This window comes from Anaerostipes sp., from assembly GCF_018381315.1.
GTDB lineage: Bacteria > Bacillota > Clostridia > Lachnospirales > Lachnospiraceae > Anaerostipes.
Genome location: NZ_JAGZSD010000004.1, coordinates 28223 through 49395 on the forward strand (window position 1 = coordinate 28223; position 21173 = coordinate 49395).

At 42.6% G+C, this 21173-nt stretch carries 14 protein-coding genes; 2 read left to right on the forward strand and 12 right to left on the reverse strand.

From position 1 onward, the window contains the following. Positions 1-139: 139 nt before the first annotated feature. The 4 genes from KH180_RS03670 to KH180_RS03685 all read right to left on the reverse strand — a co-directional run bounded on the left by KH180_RS03670 (position 140) and on the right by KH180_RS03685 (position 5659). Positions 140-1108 (reverse strand): carbohydrate kinase family protein, encoded by a 969-nt coding sequence (locus KH180_RS03670; RefSeq protein WP_290756535.1) that lies wholly within the window; start codon positions 1106-1108, stop codon positions 140-142. After that, on the reverse strand, positions 1105-2568 hold the full coding sequence (locus tag KH180_RS03675; protein WP_290756538.1) for a glycoside hydrolase family 32 protein: 1464 nt from the start codon (positions 2566-2568) through the stop codon (positions 1105-1107). The genes KH180_RS03670 and KH180_RS03675 overlap by 4 nt, the downstream gene beginning before the upstream one ends. 10 nt (positions 2569-2578) lie before the next feature. Further along, positions 2579-4498, reverse strand: coding sequence for a sucrose-specific PTS transporter subunit IIBC (locus KH180_RS03680; RefSeq protein ID WP_290756541.1), 1920 nt, complete (start codon positions 4496-4498; stop codon positions 2579-2581). Positions 4499-4669: 171 nt separating this feature from the next. Next, positions 4670-5659, reverse strand: a complete 990-nt coding sequence (locus KH180_RS03685) for a LacI family DNA-binding transcriptional regulator (protein ID WP_290756543.1) — start codon at positions 5657-5659, stop codon at positions 4670-4672. A 141-nt stretch (positions 5660-5800) separates the two neighbouring features. Between KH180_RS03685 and KH180_RS03690 the strand changes: the two genes are divergently transcribed. After that, positions 5801-6244: a MarR family winged helix-turn-helix transcriptional regulator gene (locus tag KH180_RS03690; RefSeq protein ID WP_290756546.1), complete on the forward strand. Its 444-nt coding sequence runs from the start codon at positions 5801-5803 to the stop codon at positions 6242-6244. After that, positions 6241-6789: a flavodoxin domain-containing protein gene (locus tag KH180_RS03695; protein ID WP_290756549.1), complete on the forward strand. Its 549-nt coding sequence runs from the start codon at positions 6241-6243 to the stop codon at positions 6787-6789. Before KH180_RS03690 ends, KH180_RS03695 begins: the two co-directional genes overlap by 4 nt. 10 nt (positions 6790-6799) lie before the next feature. On the opposite strand, the gene KH180_RS03700 is transcribed toward KH180_RS03695, so the two are convergent. From KH180_RS03700 to KH180_RS03735, 8 genes are all read right to left on the reverse strand, one after another. Beyond that, positions 6800-7459 (reverse strand): YczE/YyaS/YitT family protein, encoded by a 660-nt coding sequence (locus KH180_RS03700; protein WP_330624389.1) that lies wholly within the window; start codon positions 7457-7459, stop codon positions 6800-6802. A gap of 18 nt (positions 7460-7477) precedes the next feature. Further along, entirely contained in the window at positions 7478-7915 is a 438-nt protein-coding gene (locus KH180_RS03705; RefSeq protein ID WP_290756551.1) for a MarR family winged helix-turn-helix transcriptional regulator, read from the reverse strand. Positions 7916-8031: 116 nt separating this feature from the next. Then, positions 8032-11031: an InlB B-repeat-containing protein gene (locus KH180_RS03710; RefSeq protein ID WP_442859902.1), complete on the reverse strand. Its 3000-nt coding sequence runs from the start codon at positions 11029-11031 to the stop codon at positions 8032-8034. A 171-nt stretch (positions 11032-11202) separates the two neighbouring features. After that, entirely contained in the window at positions 11203-14202 is a 3000-nt protein-coding gene (locus KH180_RS03715; protein WP_290756557.1) for an InlB B-repeat-containing protein, read from the reverse strand. A gap of 121 nt (positions 14203-14323) precedes the next feature. Then, positions 14324-17344 (reverse strand): InlB B-repeat-containing protein, encoded by a 3021-nt coding sequence (locus tag KH180_RS03720; RefSeq protein WP_290756560.1) that lies wholly within the window; start codon positions 17342-17344, stop codon positions 14324-14326. A gap of 151 nt (positions 17345-17495) precedes the next feature. After that, positions 17496-18593, reverse strand: coding sequence for an RNA polymerase sigma factor (locus KH180_RS03725; RefSeq protein ID WP_290756563.1), 1098 nt, complete (start codon positions 18591-18593; stop codon positions 17496-17498). A 161-nt stretch (positions 18594-18754) separates the two neighbouring features. Beyond that, positions 18755-19741, reverse strand: coding sequence for a bile acid:sodium symporter family protein (locus KH180_RS03730; RefSeq protein ID WP_290756566.1), 987 nt, complete (start codon positions 19739-19741; stop codon positions 18755-18757). Positions 19742-20064: 323 nt separating this feature from the next. After that, the gene (locus tag KH180_RS03735; protein ID WP_290756569.1) at positions 20065-20901 is read right to left on the reverse strand and encodes a hypothetical protein; all 837 of its coding nucleotides are present in this window, start codon (positions 20899-20901) and stop codon (positions 20065-20067) included. Positions 20902-21173 lie beyond the last annotated feature (272 nt).

Here is a 21173-nt window from a genome sequence, read left to right on the forward strand (position 1 = left end):
TACAATTATAAATACTTATAAAATTGTTACAAGTCTTGACTTTCCTATACATATCCAACTTTTTGTTCAAATAAAAAAGCCATTTAATTCTGCACCCCGCAGTCTTAAATGGCTTTTTTATTTTGATTCTACAGTATTCTTACAGGCTGTTTTTAAACATTTCCAGTTCTTCTGCCGTAGCCATAGCTGCCAATGCTCCCTCTTTCGTAGTCGTATAGGCCGCATATGCATTTGCAAAATCCAGATAACTTCTCAGTGTATCAAAATCCACAGCTTCCAAATCCATGACATCATCTCTCAGAAGCTGGTACAAAAATGCTCCGATAAAGGAATCTCCGGCTCCGGTTGTATCTCTGACCTCAATGGCATAACCTGGTGCTTCTGTCATTCCGTTCTTCGTGTAGATCTCTGCCCCGTCTTTTCCTTTTGTATAAATCACATACTTGGTTCTTCCGTTCAAAAGGTCCGGCACCGCTTCTTTTATATCTGTGTGCCCTGTGATAAATTCCAGCTCTTCATCGGAGATTTTGATGATATCTGCAAAAGGCAGAAACTCATTGACTGTTTCTTTCAGTTCCTGTAAATCGTCCCACAGAGAAAAACGAAGGTTTGGATCAAATGATACAAGCACTTCTTTTCCGTTGGCCATGTCGATTAACTTCTTATGCGCTTCTTTCATCGGAGATTTCACCAGATCTACGCTGCAGAAATGAATCATTCCGCAGTCATCCAAAACATCCGGTTCAATATCATATACACTATAGTTAAGGTCCGCACTGTTCTTACGGTAAAATTTAAAATCCCTGTTTCCGTCTGATGCAAGAGAAACAAATGCCAGCGCTGTCTCCGCTTCCTTATCTCTTTTGATCTGGCTGGTATCAATACCGGCCTGATCGAGCACCTCCACAATGTAATCTCCAAACGGATCATCTCCAAGCTTAGTTAAAAACTTGGACGGAATCCCCAGCTTTGTTACCGCTCCCACTACATTGGCAGGCGCCCCGCCGGCTACTCTCGTAAATGACGGCACATCCTTTAATCTCTGTCCCTTAACTTCCGGTATAAAATCAATCAGTGCTTCACCAATCCCGCATAATTTTCTGCTCATTCTCTTTCTCCTATCTCTAAAGGCCGCAGGCAATAGATCTTCATGGTTCCCGCACAGTCCCCATCTATGCTCAGCTCACCCTGGCTGCTGTATACTCTGGTAGTGAAAACTTCTTCACCGCCGTTTACAAAAATCTCAAGAGAAGTTGTATCCGCAAAAATCCGCAGGTCCTTAAGTTCATTGATCCGGACGCTTCTGGCTGTCCTTCCGGCTCCGCAGTCACCCAGATCAAGCGTCAGCAGTCCGTCTCTGTAGGACAAGGTTACATCCTTCTTTAATGTCAGAACCGCGTCGGTACATTCATTAAAATCGACTTCCGCCTCATAAATCTTCAGATTACTCTTCATTCTGCCCTTATCAGAGAATGAACAGATCAGTTCTCCTTTTCTCATCTGTTCCATTTCACGAATCGGCTGCTGAATAATTCTTCCATCCTTCACATGAAGTTCCCTGGGAATCGTCAAAGCATGCTGCCATCCCTGCTCTGTAGTAGGATTCGTATACTCGGCATCAGGGATCCCCATCCACCCAATCAGAATCCTCCTGCCCTGTTCATCCTCAAAAGTCTGCGGCGCATAGAAATCAAACCCTCTGTCCATCTGCTGAAACTCCTCATTCCCACAGATCTCATATGACTTATTGTCAAAATCATAATCAAGCTTAACTGCAGTGCACTGATGGACATTCTGGTAGTTGATCCCCTCCGGCTTTACCCCCTGAGGACAAGTGATCAGCATCATCTGTCCGTCCAGTTCAAACAGATCCGGACACTCCCACATGTAGCCGAACGGCTCCTTCGGAACAATCCTGTCGAAATACTCCCAATGGGTCAGATCTTTGGAATGAAATATAAGAATCAGTCCCCGGCTGTTTACATCCCTGGCTCCCTGAACCATATAGTAGTCGCTGCCTTTCTGAATAATCTTAGGGTCACGCACGTGACAGCTCATATCCTCAGGATAATCTTTGGTAGTCATCAAAAGCTCTTTTTCAGAAAACTGATATCCGTCCCTGCTGGTCACATGGATGGTGTTGCTGCCTCTGCCTGTGTTGATGTAATCATAGTCATCCCTGTCAAAATACTTTATGTTTCCGGTGTAAAAGTAATGAATCACGTCATCTTTTACAAAGGCGGAACCGGAGTAGACGCCGTGGGCGTCATACTCCGAATCCGGGAATAGGACCGGTCCTTCATCTGCAAATGAAACAAAATCTTTTGTCGTATAATGTCCCCAAAGCTTAAGCTCTCCGGTGGGTTCAAACGGGGTGTACTGATAATAGATATGGTAAGTCCCGCGAAACTGACACAATCCGTTAGGATCATTGAGCCATCCGGTCTTCGGCATCAGATGAAACTTAAGCCGCATTGGATCTTTTGCTGCTGCTTCTCTTTCGTTTTCATGTTCAGCATACCATTTTTCATAGTCTTCTTTCAATACTTTATTATACTTTTTAAACATGATTTCCCTCTTATCTCACGATCATAACTTGTGTTTTTGTGTCTGCATCCTTCCTTGAAAAGACTTCTACCTGGCCGTCTCCCTCTGCCAGCATCATCATTGTCTGGACACTGTAGCCTTTTTCTTTTACAAGGTCCATGTCAAATGTAAGGATTTTATCTCCCTGCTTTACCTTTGTTCCGGCCTCTACAAAAGTCTCGAAACCTTCTCCTTCCATTTTTACCGTATCAATACCTGCATGGATCAAAAAACTTCTTCCTGATTCCGTCTGTACAGCAACTGCGTGCTTTGTCGGGAAAATCATACTGACTGTGCCGTCACACGGAGCATAGACCGTACCCTCAGAAGGATTCACAGCGATTCCGTCTCCCATTGCTTTGGAGGCAAATGCCGGATCCTCAGACTCTGTAATGGAAAGCACTTCTCCCTTCATTGGAGAATAAAGCACTGTTGCTTTTGCTGCTGCCTGCTCACCTTCTATTGCCGCTGGTTTTTCTTCTGTTTCCGGTACCGGTTTTACAGCTTCCCCGCTGCCTCCCAGATTGTATTTTTTCCAGAAGAAAATGGTGAGTCCTGCTGATACTGCCATAGATAGAACCAGCCCGATCCCGAAGTGAAGGAAGTGATCCGGTTTCATGGAAATGAACCCAGGCAGCCCCGCTGCTCCAAGGGCCTGTGCCAATGTCTTTGTCGCCGCTGCATATGCGCTTCCCACTGCTGAACCGATAATGGCTGCATAGAATGGATATTTTAATTTCAGTGTCACACCGAACATTGCCGGCTCTGTGATTCCGAGCAGTGCTGATACTCCGGACGCAGAACAGATGGATTTCAGTTTCTGGTCTCTGGTAAGGAACAGAACTGCCAGTACTGCCGCTCCCTGTGCCACATTATTCATGCTTGCTGTTGTAAAGATAAAGCTTCCGCCGGTAGCTGCCTTTGCTGCCAGCAGCTGTGTTTCAATGGCAATAAAGCTGTGATGAAGCCCTGTCATTGTAATCGGTGCATAGGCAAGCCCGAAAAGCCCTCCTCCGACTGCCCCCAGTGTGTTGTATACCCATGTAATGCCGTCAGCCAGTAAGTTGCCGGCTTCTCTTAAGACAGGTCCTACGCAGATAAAGGTCAAAAATGCAGTAACAATGATGGATAACAATGGAGTTGTAAGATTATCAAGCCAGGTAGGCGTCACCTTGTGAAGCCTCTTTTCAATCTGTGCCAGGATCCAGGATACTGCCAGTACCGGAAGTACAGTTCCCTGATAGCCGATGGCCTGGATATGGAATCCAAAGATATTCCATACCGGCGCCTGACCGATACCAATCTGATAAGCATTTAAAAGGTCCGGATGAACCATAATCATCCCCATGGCTGCTCCTAAGAACGGATTTCCTCCGAACTTCTTCGTCGCACTGAATCCGATCAGTACAGGAAGAAATGTAAACGGTGCATTTGCAAAGGTATTGACTGCATCTGTAAGCCCCTTCCACTGGGGATATAATTCAATAACAGATTTTCCGTCAAACAGTCCTGCTGTCAAAATGTTGTTAAGCCCCATCAGCAGACCGCCTGCAACAATGGCCGGGATGATCGGCACGAATATATCGCTTAACATTTTTACGAAACGCTGTACTACAGATCCATGTTTTTCTTCTTTTTCTTCTTCTCCTGCTGAGACAGAGATATCGCCAATCTGCTTCTGTACCTCATCACAGATCAGGTTTACAAGGCCTGATCCAAAGATGATCTGAAACTGGGACTGGGTCAGGAATACCCCCTTCACTCCCTCCAGATCACTGATGGCATCCTCATTTCTTAAATCATTATTTTTCAGCTGAAAACGCAGCCTGGTCGCACAATGTGCCACAGATTTAATATTTTCTTTTCCGCCCACATTGGCAATGACCTGGCCTGCAATCTTTGCATAATCCATAGTTTTTCTTATCCTCCTTAATCATTTATGGTATCGGTTCCATATTTGTATTATAGGACTATTTCCATCTCTCGTCAATACTTTTATGGTATCGGTTCCATAAAAACTTGCACAAAATATAAGACCCCTTTTCAGGAGTCTTATACAAAAGCCTGTGTTTTTTCCAAAATGCTATGTTCGGTTTTTGACGCTTTTCCCTTTAATAAATTCGTACTCTACGATCTGTTTTTTGGATACCGGTTCTTCCTTTATCATCTTCAGAATAGTTTCAGCCCCAAGATATCCCATTCCATATGAGTCAAATTTCAGCGTTGTAAGTTCCGGCGTCAGAAGGCTGCTCTCATCATATCCTCCAAATCCGGCTACAGAAATATCCTCCGGTATACGAAGTCCTCTCTCCTGCAAAACTTTATAGGCACCAAACGCCAGACGGTCAGTAGCACATATAATAGCGTCCGCCTGAGTTTCCTCCAGAATCTCTATGGTATTCTTCTGCCCTCCGAGAAAGCTGTAGTCGCTTTTCTTTATTACCGGATCCATAATTCCATATGCTGCAAGCCCGTCCAGAACCCCCTGGCGCCTTCGGACCCCCACGGCCTCATCCGTCTCATAAACACCAATATATCCGACCTTCTTATGCCCGGTCTTTCCAATATATTCTCCTACACACTTTCCTGCGTTGTAATCATCATCAACGATAGAAATTCCATCCTCATAATCCTGGGCCAAAACCACAATCGGAATCTGTGTCTGGTCAAAAATTTCCTTATGGTCTTTTGTGATTGCAATGGAACTGATTAAAATGCCATCCACATTTAAATGAATCAACTTCTGTATGTTTAAAAGTTCTAAATCAATATCATGATCCGAGTTTTTGATCAGCGTCGTATAATTCCGTTCCCTTAAATACCGGTCAATGCTGGTGATGACACGGCTTGTAACCTTAGAATTCAGCGTGGGCACTACAACCCCGATCACACTGCTTTCCTTTGCCTTCAGCCTTGCAAATGTATTCGGTGCGTAATTATACTGTTCGATCACTTTCTGGATCTTTTCTCTCGTAGCTTTTTTAACATATCCCCCATTAAAATAACGGGAAACCGTACTTTTGGTCACTCCCGCCATCTCAGCCACGTCAGCCATTGTTATTTTTTTTGGCATTGTGTATCCTGCCTTTCTCTCATACTTGACTTTATTGTAAGATGATTTCCCCGATTGTGCAACCAAAATCAAATTTCTTTCTTCTTTCATTGACATTTCAGTATTTATGTAATATGTTACATATAGGAGGTGAAGAACAGCATGAAACTGGAAGACTATGACAGCAGACACCAGCTGTTCGGAACTTTATTTATCATAAGCAACAAACTTCAGTCCAGCGGAGACCGGTTTTACAAAGAGATCACCACGAAACAGTGGTTTCTTCTGGCGGCTCTCCAGTCCTTTGAATACGCTCCCACATTTAATGAGCTTTCAGCCCTGATGGGCAGTTCCCATCAGAATGTAAAACAGATTGCCCTTAAACTTGAGCAAAAAGGCTATGCAGAAATTGAAACTGATCCTGATGACCGCCGCAAAAGCCGCATCCGGCCTGGCGAAAAATTTAATGGGCTGCAGGCCGCATATGCCTCAAAGGAAGAAGATTTTTTAAACCAATTATATAAAGATATCCCGGAATCCAAGCTGAAAACCACGATTGATACATTAAATACAATGCTGAAAAATATGGAGGAATGTGATTTATGAAAAAAGCTGCAGTTGTCTATGGATCTGTATACGGCTCCACAAAAGAATATGCACAATGGATCGCCGAAACACTGTCTGCTGATCTGTATGAAAACAAGAATCTGGATGTCTCTGTTCTGGAGCCCTATGATGTCATTATTTATGGCGGAGGCCTCTATGCCGGCGGCGTAAGCGGCATTTCACTGATCTCACGCCATCCAGACCTTATTCAGAATAAAAAAGTTTTTGTCTTTACGTGCGGAATCGCTGACCCCGGCAATCCGGAAAATACAGAACATATTTTAAAAAACTTAGATTCGGTATTTTCTCCTGATTTGAAACAGCAAATTTCTTTTTATCACCTGCGGGGGAGAATGGATTATAAGCTCTTAAGTAAAAAGCACCGGGTTATGATGTGGATGATGAAAAAAATGCTCTTAAAGAAAAAACCAGAAGAGCGGACGGAAGAAGACCAGGGAGTTCTTGATACCTATGGGTCGCTGGTTGATTTCACTGACCGGGACAGCATACTGCCTCTGACGGCAGATGCAGAATCATTTTTATAACATTCTGCTCTTATTCTGTCCCTCCCGTTTCATTTTTTTGAAAGAGGATTGGTTCAATAAATTTAAGAATTCTTCCAAAGAATTTTGCAATGATTCCTACAATAAGCGCTGCCACAATGGTGCCTTCCCTGACACCGTTTAATGTATGAAACAGAACAAAGGACATCAGCCCTGCAAAAACAGTCATGGAAGCGTCAAAGCAAACCTTGGTTGCTCCGAAATCTGTATTCCATGTGGATGAAACTGCCCGGACAAACGATTCGCCGGGCAGCATCACTACATTTGCCAGCACTTCTACATAGACACCAAATCCTAATATCAGGCAGCCTGCCAGCAGAGATAAAAGTTTCACAGCATAAGTTTCCGGCTGAAAATCCCGAATCATCACCATCGTACAATCAATAAAATATCCGAACAGCACAGAAACCGGTATCTGCAGAAGATCCTCCTTCTTAAACCGGCTTCTTAATATTATCACCTGAAGAATAATAAGAAAAAGACTGAATATAATCGTAAACTGGCCTAAAGTAAACCTGCAGCCCAGGCTCATAACATATGGTATTGATGAGATCGGTGATGTACCAAGATCTGCCTTCGTAATCAGGCTGACACCAAATGAACTGATGAACAATCCAACCAAAAATAAAACATATCTTTTTAACTTCTCCATATAATGATTCCTCACTTTCTAGTCATTCTTCATCTCATTCATATTCTGCAGATTATGATATATTCTTGAGAAAACATTCATAAAACAGCTGACTTCTTCGGTGCTCATCCCATAAAACGCTTCTTGTTCAAGTTTTTGGAATGCTTCTTCTACTTCTCTTTGAAGCTTCTGTCCTTTTTCTGTCAGAAAAACATGCAGCGATCTTCTGTTTCCGTTCAGCATCTTCCTCTCAATCATACCTTTGTCTTCCATGCCTTGAAGCACTCTGGCCGCTGACGTTGGCTCTATTTCGCATGCCTTTGCAATATCCTTCTGTGTCATGCCGTCATGATCTTTTAAATAATCCAAAACCTTAGGCTGTCCTAATGTAAGGTCAGAAGGTTTCAGATAAGAAAACAGCTTTTTGTGAAAGATGGCCTGGCTGGCCATTAACATATAATGAAAAGAATAATCCATAATAGTTCTCCTTAATATAATGAGCTTTCTCACTATTAGTATTCTCATTATTATAAATCTGGTCTTCATTATTGTCAAGAAAAGACCCTCTTTATAAAAAGAGAGTCTTTTCCTCCTTACCTTCTTCTATTATAATTTCTGCGCAGCAGATAAAAACTGATGCTGCCGCTGGCCGCCAGTACGATCAATGTTGGGGTTGGAACCTTGCTGTCAGATGTCTGTGCTGCATTTTCACTCCTGCTTCCATCCTCATTTCCGCTTCCTTTCATCTCGTACTGCCCCCATTCAGGCAGTTCTTCTTCTTTCTCTGTCTTCTTTTTTGATGTTGACTTTGTCTCATTTTTAGGCTTGTCTGCCTCTGTGTTCTTGGATGTCTCGCTGTTTTTCTTCCATTTTGCCTTTAATTCGATTCCCTGATGCAGCGGATCATCAAAATTCCATTTCTTTTCCTTCCCATCCTCATCGGTGTAATACCAGCCTTCAAATGTGTATCCGTCTCTCACAGGGTCAGCAGGTTTCTTTATCTTTTCTCCTCCGATGACAGTCTGGGCCTCCGGCTGTCCTTTCCCTCCGTTGGAGTCAAATGTCACCTTATGTTCTCCGGTAAGCGTAACATTGACTGTCACGGATGTACCATCCGACATGGAAAAGGTCATAGGAAATACCCCGGTGTGCCCTGCCTGTTTTGCACGGTTGATCGCTTCCAGCTGCTTTTCGTCTGCATTAACCGGCATTGTATCCCCATATTGATTCTTCCCTTTGACATCACACAAGGTTATAATCTCTTCTTTGCTGAATTCATTTCCGCCCGTCTTATGGGCTGCATGGTTTGCTGCAATGCTGGCGCTGTCATTCCCATGGACTGACCCATCAGTTCCCTCATCTCTGAGAAAGATCTTCACTGTGACTTCAGTTCCGTTTTCGGTTGTAAATGTCAATGGAAATTCCCCAGTTTTTCCGGATTCTTTTGCTTTATTTATGCGATCTAACTGGTCATCCTCTGAGAGAGTAAGCTTATCTTTTGGTATTTCATTGCCCGCCTGATCTACTATTTTAATAAAAGATAGTTCTTTTAGCTGCTCAGCTGTAAATCCTTTTCCGCCAGTCTTGCTGATGACATTCTGTGCTTTAATGATCTCATGGTTTGAAGGATTTTCTGTGATCTGATCAAACTCTCCTGTTAAGGTGACTTTAACGACTACGGAATTTCCCTCCGGGTCCGTGAATTTCAAGTCGAATTCACCTGCTTTTCCAGCAGTCTTCGTCTTATTAATCTCATCCAGCTGCCCCTGGTCTAAACTAAAATCATCCAATGCAATATCATTGCCTTCAGAATCCTTTCCTTTTAATCCGGCAAACTGCTTGACATCGTCTTCGGTCCACTCTGTGCCTCCGGTCTCTTTTACAAAGTTGTCCGCTCCGATAACAGAAGACGGATTCAGAGGGTCACACTCCACGCCGTCACTTCCCTGTTCTTTCAGATACACCTTAATGGTTACCTGTGTTCCGGCAGATGTTTGAAATGTAAGAGGGAATTCTCCGGTCTCACCTTTCGTCTTCGCCTTGTTGATTGCTTCCATCTGTGTTTTATCTGCTACTGATAGTTCATCCAAAAGGTACTCGGTTCCATCTTGCTTTTTTCCTGTCACTTTACTTAAGATTTTGAGCTGGTTTTCGGTAAAGACTTCACCCCCGCTCTTACTGATAATATGGTTGGCACCAGCCTGCTCTTTGGTATCATTATCCACCAGATTTTCATCTCTATGAGGTCCAAAATATACTTTCGTGTAATATTTACCTACCACAATACTTGTACTTACCTGAAACGGTGATTCCGCCGTAAACGTATACTCTTCGGGCTTTAATCCGGTGCCGTCCTGTATGTAGCCCTGATATCCCGGATCCGGAACTGCAACAACATTTGTCGTGGTACTTGTGGAAGTCCCTATTCCTGGTTTTCCAGTGGACTTGTCCCCGATTGCCGTTACAACGGTATCACCGCCGCTGATAATAATATTTTTTGACGGATATTCTATGGAACCGATTCCCGGAGCGTTTTCTCCTCCTTCTGCTTCAACGATTCCTCCGGTGATATAAAGTCCGTCTACTTCACAGTGAAAGCCTGCGCCCAGCCCTGCACAATATTCATTGCCCTTTGTTTTAACATTTCCACCGGTTATTCGAATATTTTTTACTAATTTTCCTGTATCTTTTGTTGTACAGCAAGCACCTCCCAAACCCGGGGAATGTTTTCCTCCCACTGCTTCAATGTTGCCTCCTTCTATTGTAAAGTTAGCAAACCCTGCTTCTAAAGAATTTTTTGCATTTCTCCTGGTACTCCCTATGGCGCCTGCATGAAATAAATCCCTGTTTCCTTCTGCATATAATGATCCGCAGCCATCATCACATATATGTCCTTTTTGTCCAGCCTTTTGACATTTGATCGTCAGCTCTCCGTCCATTCCATCTTTTGCCAATGCATTCCCCGAATCATATGCCTCATTATCCTCAAGATCTCCTGCATAACAAATCAGACGGTTTTTACCCATCAAAAGCATGGTGACATTGGCATGAGATACATTAATACAATCAAGCTTCGTATTTGTTGTAGCCCCGGCGGTTTGTTTTGCACAGGTGATATCAACATTGTCTAAAGTCAGCTTTGTTGTAACACCAGGATTTACTGTTACATTGTAGTCCTCTGTCGTACCTGTGATCCGGTATCCCTCCGGATTCAGCTCGGTTTCATCTTCCGCCAGTCCGCCCCCTGCTGCCCCGGTTTCTTTGATTACAATATCTCCTTTACTCACATCCAGCAGAGTCTGTCCATTTACTAATTTCTTTTTTGCAGTACTGCTGTTTGATTCTTTTAATTTTAACCCTTTTTTCTGGAATTTTGAATGAACGCCATTCTTTTCTTTATCTTCAGACTCTTTCTCTTCGGTTTCTGTTTCTGATGTTTCTATTTCAGATGCCTCTTCCAGATTCCCCGTTTCCGCTGTGATCTCTGTCTGTTCTGTATTGTCCGCTGCATCTATCATGCCCAAATCCTGAATAAACCCAATAGAAAAAACTGCTGCTAAAACCAGTACCAAACCCTTTTTCCATCTTCTCATTTTATTCATTATTGTCTTCCCCTTTACTCTGCATATTATAATATTTGTACACAAAAAGAATACGCATAGAAAAGAGTCAGACGTTGTCATATATTAATTCATACACCACAAGCAGCTTATATCAAGTGATGCAGCCATTCTCTTTTCTATCCTTATTCACGCTTTTTCTTACTATATTTGTATATTAAGTAAATCCCCCCCCATGCTTCCGCTTGCTATAAATAGATTCAGCATTCCGTGTATATTCGTAAGATCAGATGTTTTAGATAACATACCGTCCTTTGCCTCGCTTCCTGTAATCTGGTACTGCCCCCATTCCGGCAGTTTTTCTTCTTTCTTCCGCTTCTTCTTGGATGTCTGTTCCCTGGATTGCTTTTTCTTAGATGTCTGTTCATTTTTTGATGTAGGTTTTGTCTCATTTTTAGGCTTGTCTGCCTCTGTGTTCTTGGATGCCTCGCTGTTTTTTTTCCATTTTGCTTTCAGTTCAATTCCCTGATGCAGCGGATCATCAAAGTTCCATTTCTTTTCTTTCCCATCTTCATCGGTGTAATACCAGCCTTCAAATGTGTATCCGTCTCTCACAGGATCAGCTGGTTTCTTTATCTTCTCTCCTCCGATGACAGTCTGGGCCTCCGGCTGGCCTTTTCCTCCGTTGGAGTCAAATGTCACCTTATGTTCTCCGGTAAGCGTTACATTGACTGTTACCGATGTGCCGTCAGTCATAGAAAAAGTCATAGGAAATACACCCGTCTTTCCTGCTTTTTTTGCCTGATTGACAGCTTCCAGCTGTTTCTCATTTGCCTTTACCGGCATTGTATCTCCGTATTGGTTTTTTCCTTTGGCATCACATAACGTTATCATTTCTTCCTTGCTGAATTCATTTCCGCCAGTCTTATAGCTTGCATGGTTTGCCGCAATGCTGGAGCTGCCATCTCTGTGATCTGTCCCATCAGTTCCTTCATCCCTGAGGAAAACATATATTTCTACTTCGGTTCCATTCTCGGTTTGAAATCTCAGCGGAAATTCTCCGGTTTCCCCTGCTTCTTTTGCTTTATTTATGCGATCTAACTGGGTACTGTCTGACAGACTCAGCTTGTCTTTCTGTATCTCGTTTCCATCTTCATCGACAGCTTTTAATAAAGAAAGATCTTTTAATTGCTCCTTAGTAAATCCTTTTCCGCCAGTCTTGCTGATGACATTCTGTGCTTTAATGATCTCATGGTTTGAAGGATTTTCTGTGATCTGGTCAAACTCTCCTGTCAAAGTTACTGTAACTGTAACTGAATTTCCTTCCGGGTCAGTAAATTTGAGATCAAATTCACCGGCTTTACCAGCGGTTTTTGCGCTGTTGATCTTAGCAAGCTGTTCCTGATCCAAGCTAAAATCATCCAGTGCAATATCATTTCCGGCTGAGTCCTTTCCTTTTAATTCGGCAAACTGCTTGACATCGTCTTCGCTCCATTCGGTGCCTCCGGTCTCTTTGGCGAAATTATCTGCCCCAAGGACTGAAGACGGGTCCATCGGATCATACTCTACTCCGTCGCTGCCCTGCTCTTTCAGGTATACTGTGATCTCCACCATTGTCCCATCGGATGTTTTGAATGCCAGCGGGAACTCTCCGGTCTCACCTTTAGACTTTGCCTGATTAATTGTATCCATCTGTGTTTTATCTGCAACGAATAATTCATCCAAAAGATATTCCGTCCCATCTTTCTTTTTCCCGGTGACTTTGCTGAGGGTCTTCAGCTGTTTTTCTGTAAAGGCTGTTCCCCCACTTTTGCTGATGATGTTGTTGGCACCGATCTGTTCTTTGGTTGTGTTGTCTACTGTATTTTCATCCCGGTAAGGACCAAAATATACTTTTGTATAAAATTTTCCTACTACAATATTTGAATTCGTCGGGAATGGAGATTCTGCCGTAAAATTGTACTCTTCCGGATTTACTCCAAACCCGTCCTGTATGTACCCCTGATATCCATGCTCCGGGACTGCGACCACATTTGTTATTGTGCTTGAAGCAGTACCTATTCCCGGTTTTCCAGAGGCCTCATCTCCAATCGCAGTGACAACGGTATCCCCACCGCTGATAGTAATATTTTCAGATGTATAATCTACGGAGCCGATTCCCGGAGCATTTTCGCCTCCTTCTGCTTCTACAATCCCTCCACTAATGTATAAACCATCTAGTTTACACTGAAGTCCTGCACCTAAACCTGCACATGAAAAATTCCCTTTTGCTTTTACATTTCCACCTGTTATCCGAATATTTTTTGCAGATTTTCCTCCTACTCTTGTTGCGCAGCAAGCACCTCCCAGCCCTGGAGAATGTTTCCCGCCCAGCGCTTCAATGTTTCCTCCTTCAATAGTAAAATTACAAAAACCTGCTTCTGAAGAACTATTAGAACTTCTTCTGGTACTTCCTATGGCTCCTGCATGGAATAAATCCCTGTTGCCTTCTGCATAAAGTGACCCGCAGTTTTTATCACACTTATGTCCTTTTTGACCAGATTTTTCACATCTAATTGTCAGTTCACCGTCCATCCCGTCCTTTGTTAATGCATTACCTGTATCACCACCATTTGAATCCCAGGTATTCCCTGCATAACAAATCAGACGATTATTACCAATCAACAGCATAGTGACATTGGCATGTGATACATTGATACAATCTAGCTTTGTATTAGTTGTAACTCCGGCTGTCTGTTTTGCACAGGTGATGTCTACATTATCTAATGTCAAACTTGTTGTAACACCCCGTTCAACAGTTACATTATAATCCTCTGTCGTACCTGTGATCCGGTATCCTTCCGGATTCAGCTCGGTTTCATCTTCCGCCAGTCCTCCGCCCGCTGCCCCGGTTGCTTTAATTACAATATCTCCTTTGCTCACATCCAGCAGCGTTTGTCCGTTTACTAATTTCTTTTTTACAGTACTGCTGCCTGATTTTTTTATTTTTGAGTCATCATTATTCTTTTCTTTGTCTTCAGCCTCTATCTCTTCTTTCTCTTTGATCTCTGGATTTTTAGTCTCTGCTGCAGTTTCTGCTGTTGCCTCTGTCAGTTCCGTACTGTCCGCTGCATCTATTCTTCCCAAATCCTGAATAAACCCAATAGAAAAAACTGCTGCTAAAACCAGTACCAAACCCTTTTTCCATCTTCTCACTTTATTCATTACTGTCTTCCCCTTTAATCTGCATATTATAATATCTGTACACAAGAAGAATACGCATAGAAAAGAGTCAGACATTCTCTTTCCTATCGTTATTCACGTTTTTTCTTACTATATTTGTATATTAAGTAAATCCCCCCCCCATGCTTCCGCTTGCTATAAATAGATTCAGCATTCCGTGTATATTTGTATAATCAGATGTTTTAGATAACATACCGTCTTTTGCCCCGCTTCCTGTAATCTGGTACTGCCCCCATTCCGGCAGTTCTTCCTTTTTCTCCGGCTTCTTCTTAGATGTCTGATCCTTAGATGTCTGTTCATTTTTTGATGTGGATTTTGTCTCACTTTTAGTATTCTCTTCCTCTGTGTTCTTGGATGTCTCGCTTTTCTTCTCCCATTTTGCCTTCAGTTCGATTCCCTGATGCAGCGGATCATCAAAATTCCATTTCTTTTCCTTCCCATCCTCATCAGTGTAATACCATCCTTCAAACGTGTATCCGTCTCTCTCAGGATCAGCCGGTTTTATTATCTTCTCTCCTCCGATGACAGTCTGGGCCTCCGGCTGTCCTTTTCCTCCATTAGAGTCAAAGGTCACCGTATGATCTCCGGTAAGTGTTACATTAACTGTCACGGATGTACCGTCCGACATGGAAAAGGTCATAGGAAATACTCCGGTGTGCCCCGCCTGTTTTGCGCGGTTGATCGCTTCCAGCTGCTTCTCGTCTGCATTAACTGGTATAGTATCTCCATATTGATTTTTCCCTTTGACATCACACAAGGTTATAATCTCTTCTTTACTGAATTTATCTCCGCCGGTCTTATGTCTTGCATGGTTTGCTGCAATGCTGGCACTGCCATTTCTGTGGTCTGTTCCATCAGTTCCCTCATCCCTGAGAAAAACATATATTTCTACTTCGGTTCCATTTTCAGTTTGAAATGTCAGGGGAAATTCTCCGGTTTCCCCTGCTTCTTTTGCTTTATTTAAACGGTCTAACTGGGTACTGTCTGACAGACTCAGCTTGTCTTTTTGTATCTCGTTTCCATCTTCATCAACAGCTCTTAATAAAGAAAGGTCTTTTAACTGCTCCTTAGTAAATCCCTTTCCCCCAGTCTTGCTGATCACATTCTGTGCCTTGATGATCTCATGGTTTGCAGGATTTTCTGTGATCTGGTCAAACTCTCCTGTCAAAGTCACTGTGACTGTAACTGAATTTCCTTCCGGGTCAGTAAATTTGAGATCAAATTCACCAGCTTTACCAGCGGTTTTTGCGCTGTTGATCTTATCAAGCTGTTCCTGGTCCAGCCTAAAGTCATCCAATAGGATATCATTTCCGTCTGAATCTTTTCCTTTTAAGTCGGCAAACTGCTTGACATCGTCTTCAGTCCATTCGTTGCCTCCGGTCTCTTTGGCAAAATTGTCTGCCCCAAGCACAGAGGACGGGTCCATCGGGTCATACTCTACTCCGTCACTGCCCTGCTCTTTCAGGTATACTGTGATCTCCACCATTGTCCCGTCGGATGTTTTAAATGCCAGCGGGAATTCTCCAGTCTCGCCTTTAGACTTCGCCTGATTGATTGCATCCATCTGTGTTTTATCTGCTACAGATAATTCATCCAAAAGATATTCTGTCCCATCTTTCTTTTTCCCGGTGACTTTGCCAAGGATCTTCAGCTGTTTTTCCGTAAAAGCTGTTCCCCCGCTTTTGCTGATGATGTTGTTGGCACCGATCTGTTCTTTGGTTTCATTATCGACTGTGTTCTCATCCCGGTGAGGGCCAAAATATACTTTTGTATAAAATTTTCCTACCACAATACCTGTACTGACCTGAAACGGTGATTCTGCTGTAAAAGTATACTCTTCTGGTTTTAAACCAGTACCGTCCTGTATGTATCCCTGATATCCCGGATCCGGAACTGCGATAACATTTTCTGTTGAACTTGAAGAAGTCCCTATTCCCGGCTTCCCGGTGTCCTTATCTCCGATTGCCGTTACAACAGTATCTCCGCCGCTGATGGATATATTTTTTGTCGGATATTCTATGGAACCGATGCCCGGAGCATTTGCTCCTCCTTCTGCTTCAACGATTCCTCCGGTGATATAAAGTCCATCTAAATCACAGTGATATCCTGCTCCAAGTCCCGCACAATATTCATTTCCTTTTACTTTTACATTTCCGCCGCTGATGCGTATATTTTTTACTGATTTTCCTCCAAGCAGCGTTGTGCAGCAGGCACCGCCCAGCCCTGGCGAGTGTTTTCCACCAACAGACTCTATATTACCGCCTTCAATGGTAAAGTTTACAAACCCTGCCTCAGAAGAGTTTTGAGCATTTCTTCTGGTGCTTCCTATGGCGCCTGCATGATATAAATCCCTGTTTCCTCCTGCATAAAGCGATCCGCACTCATCATTGCACTTATGGCCTTTCTGCCCTGCCTTTTGACATCTGATCGTCAGCTCTCCGTCCATGCCGTCTTTTGCTAAAGCGTTGCCTTCATAACCGTCAAAAACATCGGCAGGATTTCCGGCATAACTGGTCAGCCGATTCTTTCCGATCAGAAGAATGGTAACATTGGCATGTGATACATTAATACAGTCAAGTTTCCGATTTGCCGTGCCCATAGGCTGTTTTCCACAGGTAATATCTACGTTGTCTAAAGTCAGATCCGTTGTAACACCACGTTCAACAGTTACATTATGATCCTCTGTCGTACCTGTGATCCGGTATCCTTCCGGATTCAGCTCGGTTTCATCTTCCGCCAGTCCTCCGCCCGCTGCCCCGGTTGCTTTAATTACAATGTCTCCTTTGCTCACATCCAGCAGAGTTTGCCCATTCTCTGCTTTCTTCACTGTAATTTTCTCCGCCTTTTTCTTATTTGTTTTTGTATTTTTTATTTTTTCCGTCTTCTCATCCGGCTCGCTTTCCTCTTTCTCTTCTGCCTGCGAACTTTTCTGTTGTGTTTCTTCCTGTAAAACTTCCGTATTTTTATTCTCTGATATTTGTCCTTCTTCGGTTTCGGACGAAATCTCTGCCTTGTCAGCCGCGCTGTCTGCCGCCTCCATCACCCCAATCTCCTGAATCATCCCCAAAGAAAAAACCGCTGTCAAAGTAAATACTAATATTCTCTTCCATTTTTTCTTGTCCATAACAAATTCCTTCCTCCACAGTTTATTTTGATGCTTGTCAACAAGAAGAACTCCCCAAAAAAAGTGTTAGATCTTTTTTTTAAAAATTTCGGCCCGGACCAGTATTTTATCAATACTGATCCGGGCCTTTCTTTTTTGCTGCTGAAAGCTGCTATTTTTTATAAAACCGATACATTTTCGACCGGCCGTCTTCTGCCATAAGATGGAGAACAAAATTTTCTGCTCTTGCAGGGAAATACAGCATTCCTTCAGAAGCGTTATATTTCAGAGGATACACGATTTCTCCAGAGTCTGTTTTAGTGTAAGTATTTTTATAATCAATTTTTCCCTTTACATGAACCTCCAGAAGTTTTGTTTTCTTATTTACGTTCATTGAACTGTAATCTACCGGAACCGGAGCAGCCCGTTTTTTTTCTTTTGGTATCTCTATCCCTTCCAGTTCCTCCGTCTTAAGAGATACTTCCGGCAATACAACCGAACGAAAATTTGCCGCCGGAACCGGATCTGACTGCCATAAAGCCAGTGCCGCTGCCCCTGAGCATGCAGCCAGTACAGTGACCGCTGTCTTTTTGGCCAATGCTGCATACCTTGATATCTGTTTAGAAGATGAGACTACACAGTTCCGAATTGAAGGATAAAGAATAATAAAACCAAAACTCCGGATTCCCAATGCTTCCCTGTCTGCTTTGGCCAGTTTCTGAATCTCTTTCTTTAAATTTTTTCTGCCATGATATAAAAGATTTTTCACTGCATTTATATCACAATCCATAACTTCTGCTATCTCTCTCATTTTCATCTGCCAAAGTCCGCTCATTATAATTGCAGCTCTCTGCTTTTCCGGCAGCCTCGTTATACATTGAAGAAGCAGCTGGTTTTTTTCTTCATTCAATATCATTTCCTGCGGTTTATTCTCATCGGCAGAAATTTTTTCCATACTTTCTATTGCCTGATCTCCAACCACAACATCTTTTTTCTGCCTGGCGAATTTAATACAGCAGCGGTATGAGATCTTTCTCTGCCACGCACAAAAAGCCAGATTATTTTTCAAATCCGGCAGATATCGGTAAACATCCAAATATATCTCCTGCAGTATGTCTTCCGCTTCATTTCTGTCCTTGCAAAAATTTAAAACAAACCATTTGGTCATTTCATATGTAGACTGATATAAATGCGCAAAAGCATCCTGATCGCCATGCTTGGCCCTCTCTACATACGGACTCAGCTCTTCATAAAACTTTTCTTCTCTCATCTCTTTTAGCTCCTAGTGTTTTTCAGCACTAACTATAAAGTAGAATTTCCAGAAAATCAAGTGGAAAAAAATGTATTATCCCTCCCAAAAATTAGTATTTTATTCAATAAATCAAAAAAAGGAATACCCCTGCCTGTCACAGTTGTATCCCTTTTTATCCTCTATTCTGCTTCTGCTGCTGTCCTGCTTTCCAATTTCTCTTCTTTGCTGTTATCTCTCTGAAGATAGATTCCTGCCAGGATAGTACCAGATATGGAATGCCATACACAAGAAACAGCACTGGCCATAGCCGCCTGAGGTGCTGCCGCAAAATGGGCAGTTGCCAGATTTGTAGCCAAACCTGCATTCTGCATACCAACCTCGATGGAAATAGTACGTTTCTTTGCCATGTTCATTCCAACTAATTTGCCGACTCCGTAGCCGAGAAGATATCCCAGACTATTGTGCAGTAAAACTGCAATAAAAATGATAACGCCGGATTTAAAGAAATTTGCTCCCTGAAGCGCAATGACTCCTCCGACAATCAAAGCCAGTCCAATCACTGAGATGCCCGGCATAACCTGCTGTGCCTCCTTAAATGCTTCCTTTTTTCCAAACAGCGTATTGAGGATAAATCCAAGAAGCACCGGAAGCAGCACAGATTTTACGATTGACATAAACATAGAAGCCGCATTGACTTCAATCCTTGCCCCTGCTAAAAACAGTACCATCATAGGTGTCATAACCGGTGACAGCAGCGTAGATGCTGTCGTCATTCCCACAGAAAAAGGTACATCACCATGACACAGGTATGACATAATATTCGATGATACCCCTCCCGGACAGCATCCAACCAGGATCAGCCCTATGGCAATCTCATTGGGCAGTCCCAAAATTGTTGAAATTCCATAAGCCAGAAACGGCATAATTAAATACTGTGCCGCCGCTCCGATAAAAATGTCCAAAGGACGTTTTGCCAGCACTTTAAAGTCCTCTGTCGTCAGTGTCAGTCCCATTGTAAACATAATCACTCCCAGGACAAGACTCTGGTTGTTTCCCTGCACCCAGGAAAATACATCCGGGACAAAGAAAGCTGCGATTGCTACTAAAATAACAAAAACAGATGTCTTGCTGGACAGCGTACTGCTGATTTTTTGTAAGGTTTTCATATGTATCCTCCATTTTCCATATATAAGTCTATTGCATATTGTATTTCAATCTGCACAGCATGTCAAGAATGGAGTGTACAACTGTTTTTCCAGGAAAGACACTACCATCATAGCTGGCCAAGTTTAGATATATTTGGTATATATTTTTCCATTTAGAAATTGTCTTGTTGGATACATTAAAATATTCTGTAAGCTGTCACTGTATTAAAAGGCAATATCCTTTCAAAGCAGAAGATAGCGACAAATCCCAAAATCTTTCAACTAAATATGGTCAAAGATTCATAGGTAATTCAGAGCAAATTGATATTAAGTAAAATTCTGATTCATTTCGCTATATATGCACCATTTATCAAAAGTGAAGCGCCAGAGTTATGTGCAGTTTCTACATAGACTGCTCCATCATAAGTTACCTTTGCACGTGAATAAGTAGATGCTGAACTATCGTATACATTTATTATTGCTAATTCAGAAAGTGGTTTCGGTAGTCCGCTACATAAAACTCTTCCGGCAGCAATATTGGTTGCGAGTAACACTTTAAACGATACGCAAACTGTCTTCCCTATTAGCACGTAGCCATTAGAAAAAGTACCATATCCAAAACTATTATTAACCGTCTTTACTTCTGTTGCTATATTATCTAAAGCCGAATTTATCCCATCAATTTTCTCACTTATCTCATGAATTGCTTCTGTATGCACTTGATACGCTTCTATATTTACCAACCCGGCAGAATTCAGCACCACCTCAAATGGTACGGTATCTGATGTATTAAAACAAAACTCCCATGTGATAGAAAATCCAGGGCTTTCCGCTTCAGAAGGAACGTGTTTAGCCTGGGATGCCTGTGCAAGGCAGAACAGAATGTCTCCTTCTTCCGGATCTTCTGCATAAAACCCGACCTGCCACAATTCATAACTCTCTTCTAACCCTTTGTTTTCAAGCAATACTGGAAGAATGGTAGTACCACCTTCGGTCCTGGCCGGCTGAAGTGTGATATCATATCCGCCCTCCGTAACGCTGGTCTGCTGCCGCAGATCAACGACAGGCACCTTTTTTGTTCCTGTCGTTACTCTTTTAATTTTTAATGTTTCTCCTTTCAGAAGTTTTGCCTGCAGCGCCCTTCCCTGATCTGTTAATACTGTGTTTTCCCAAATATTCATACCTTTACCTCCTGGTTTTCAAACCTTTATAAAGCCAATGATTAAATGCGTCAAACTTCAGTTACTTTTATGATCATGATCTTTATAAAAAATATACCATGATGACCGCGGGCAATGTGGGCAAGTTATATATGGGACATAATGTCTGCCGGAAACGGACATCTCATTGGAGAAAACAAAAAAATACCTCCTAAGCAGATGTGTGTTCTTTCACTTATCTGCTTAGAAGATATCATGTCATGTTCCTAATGTACTTTTAAATGTTCAGCAGT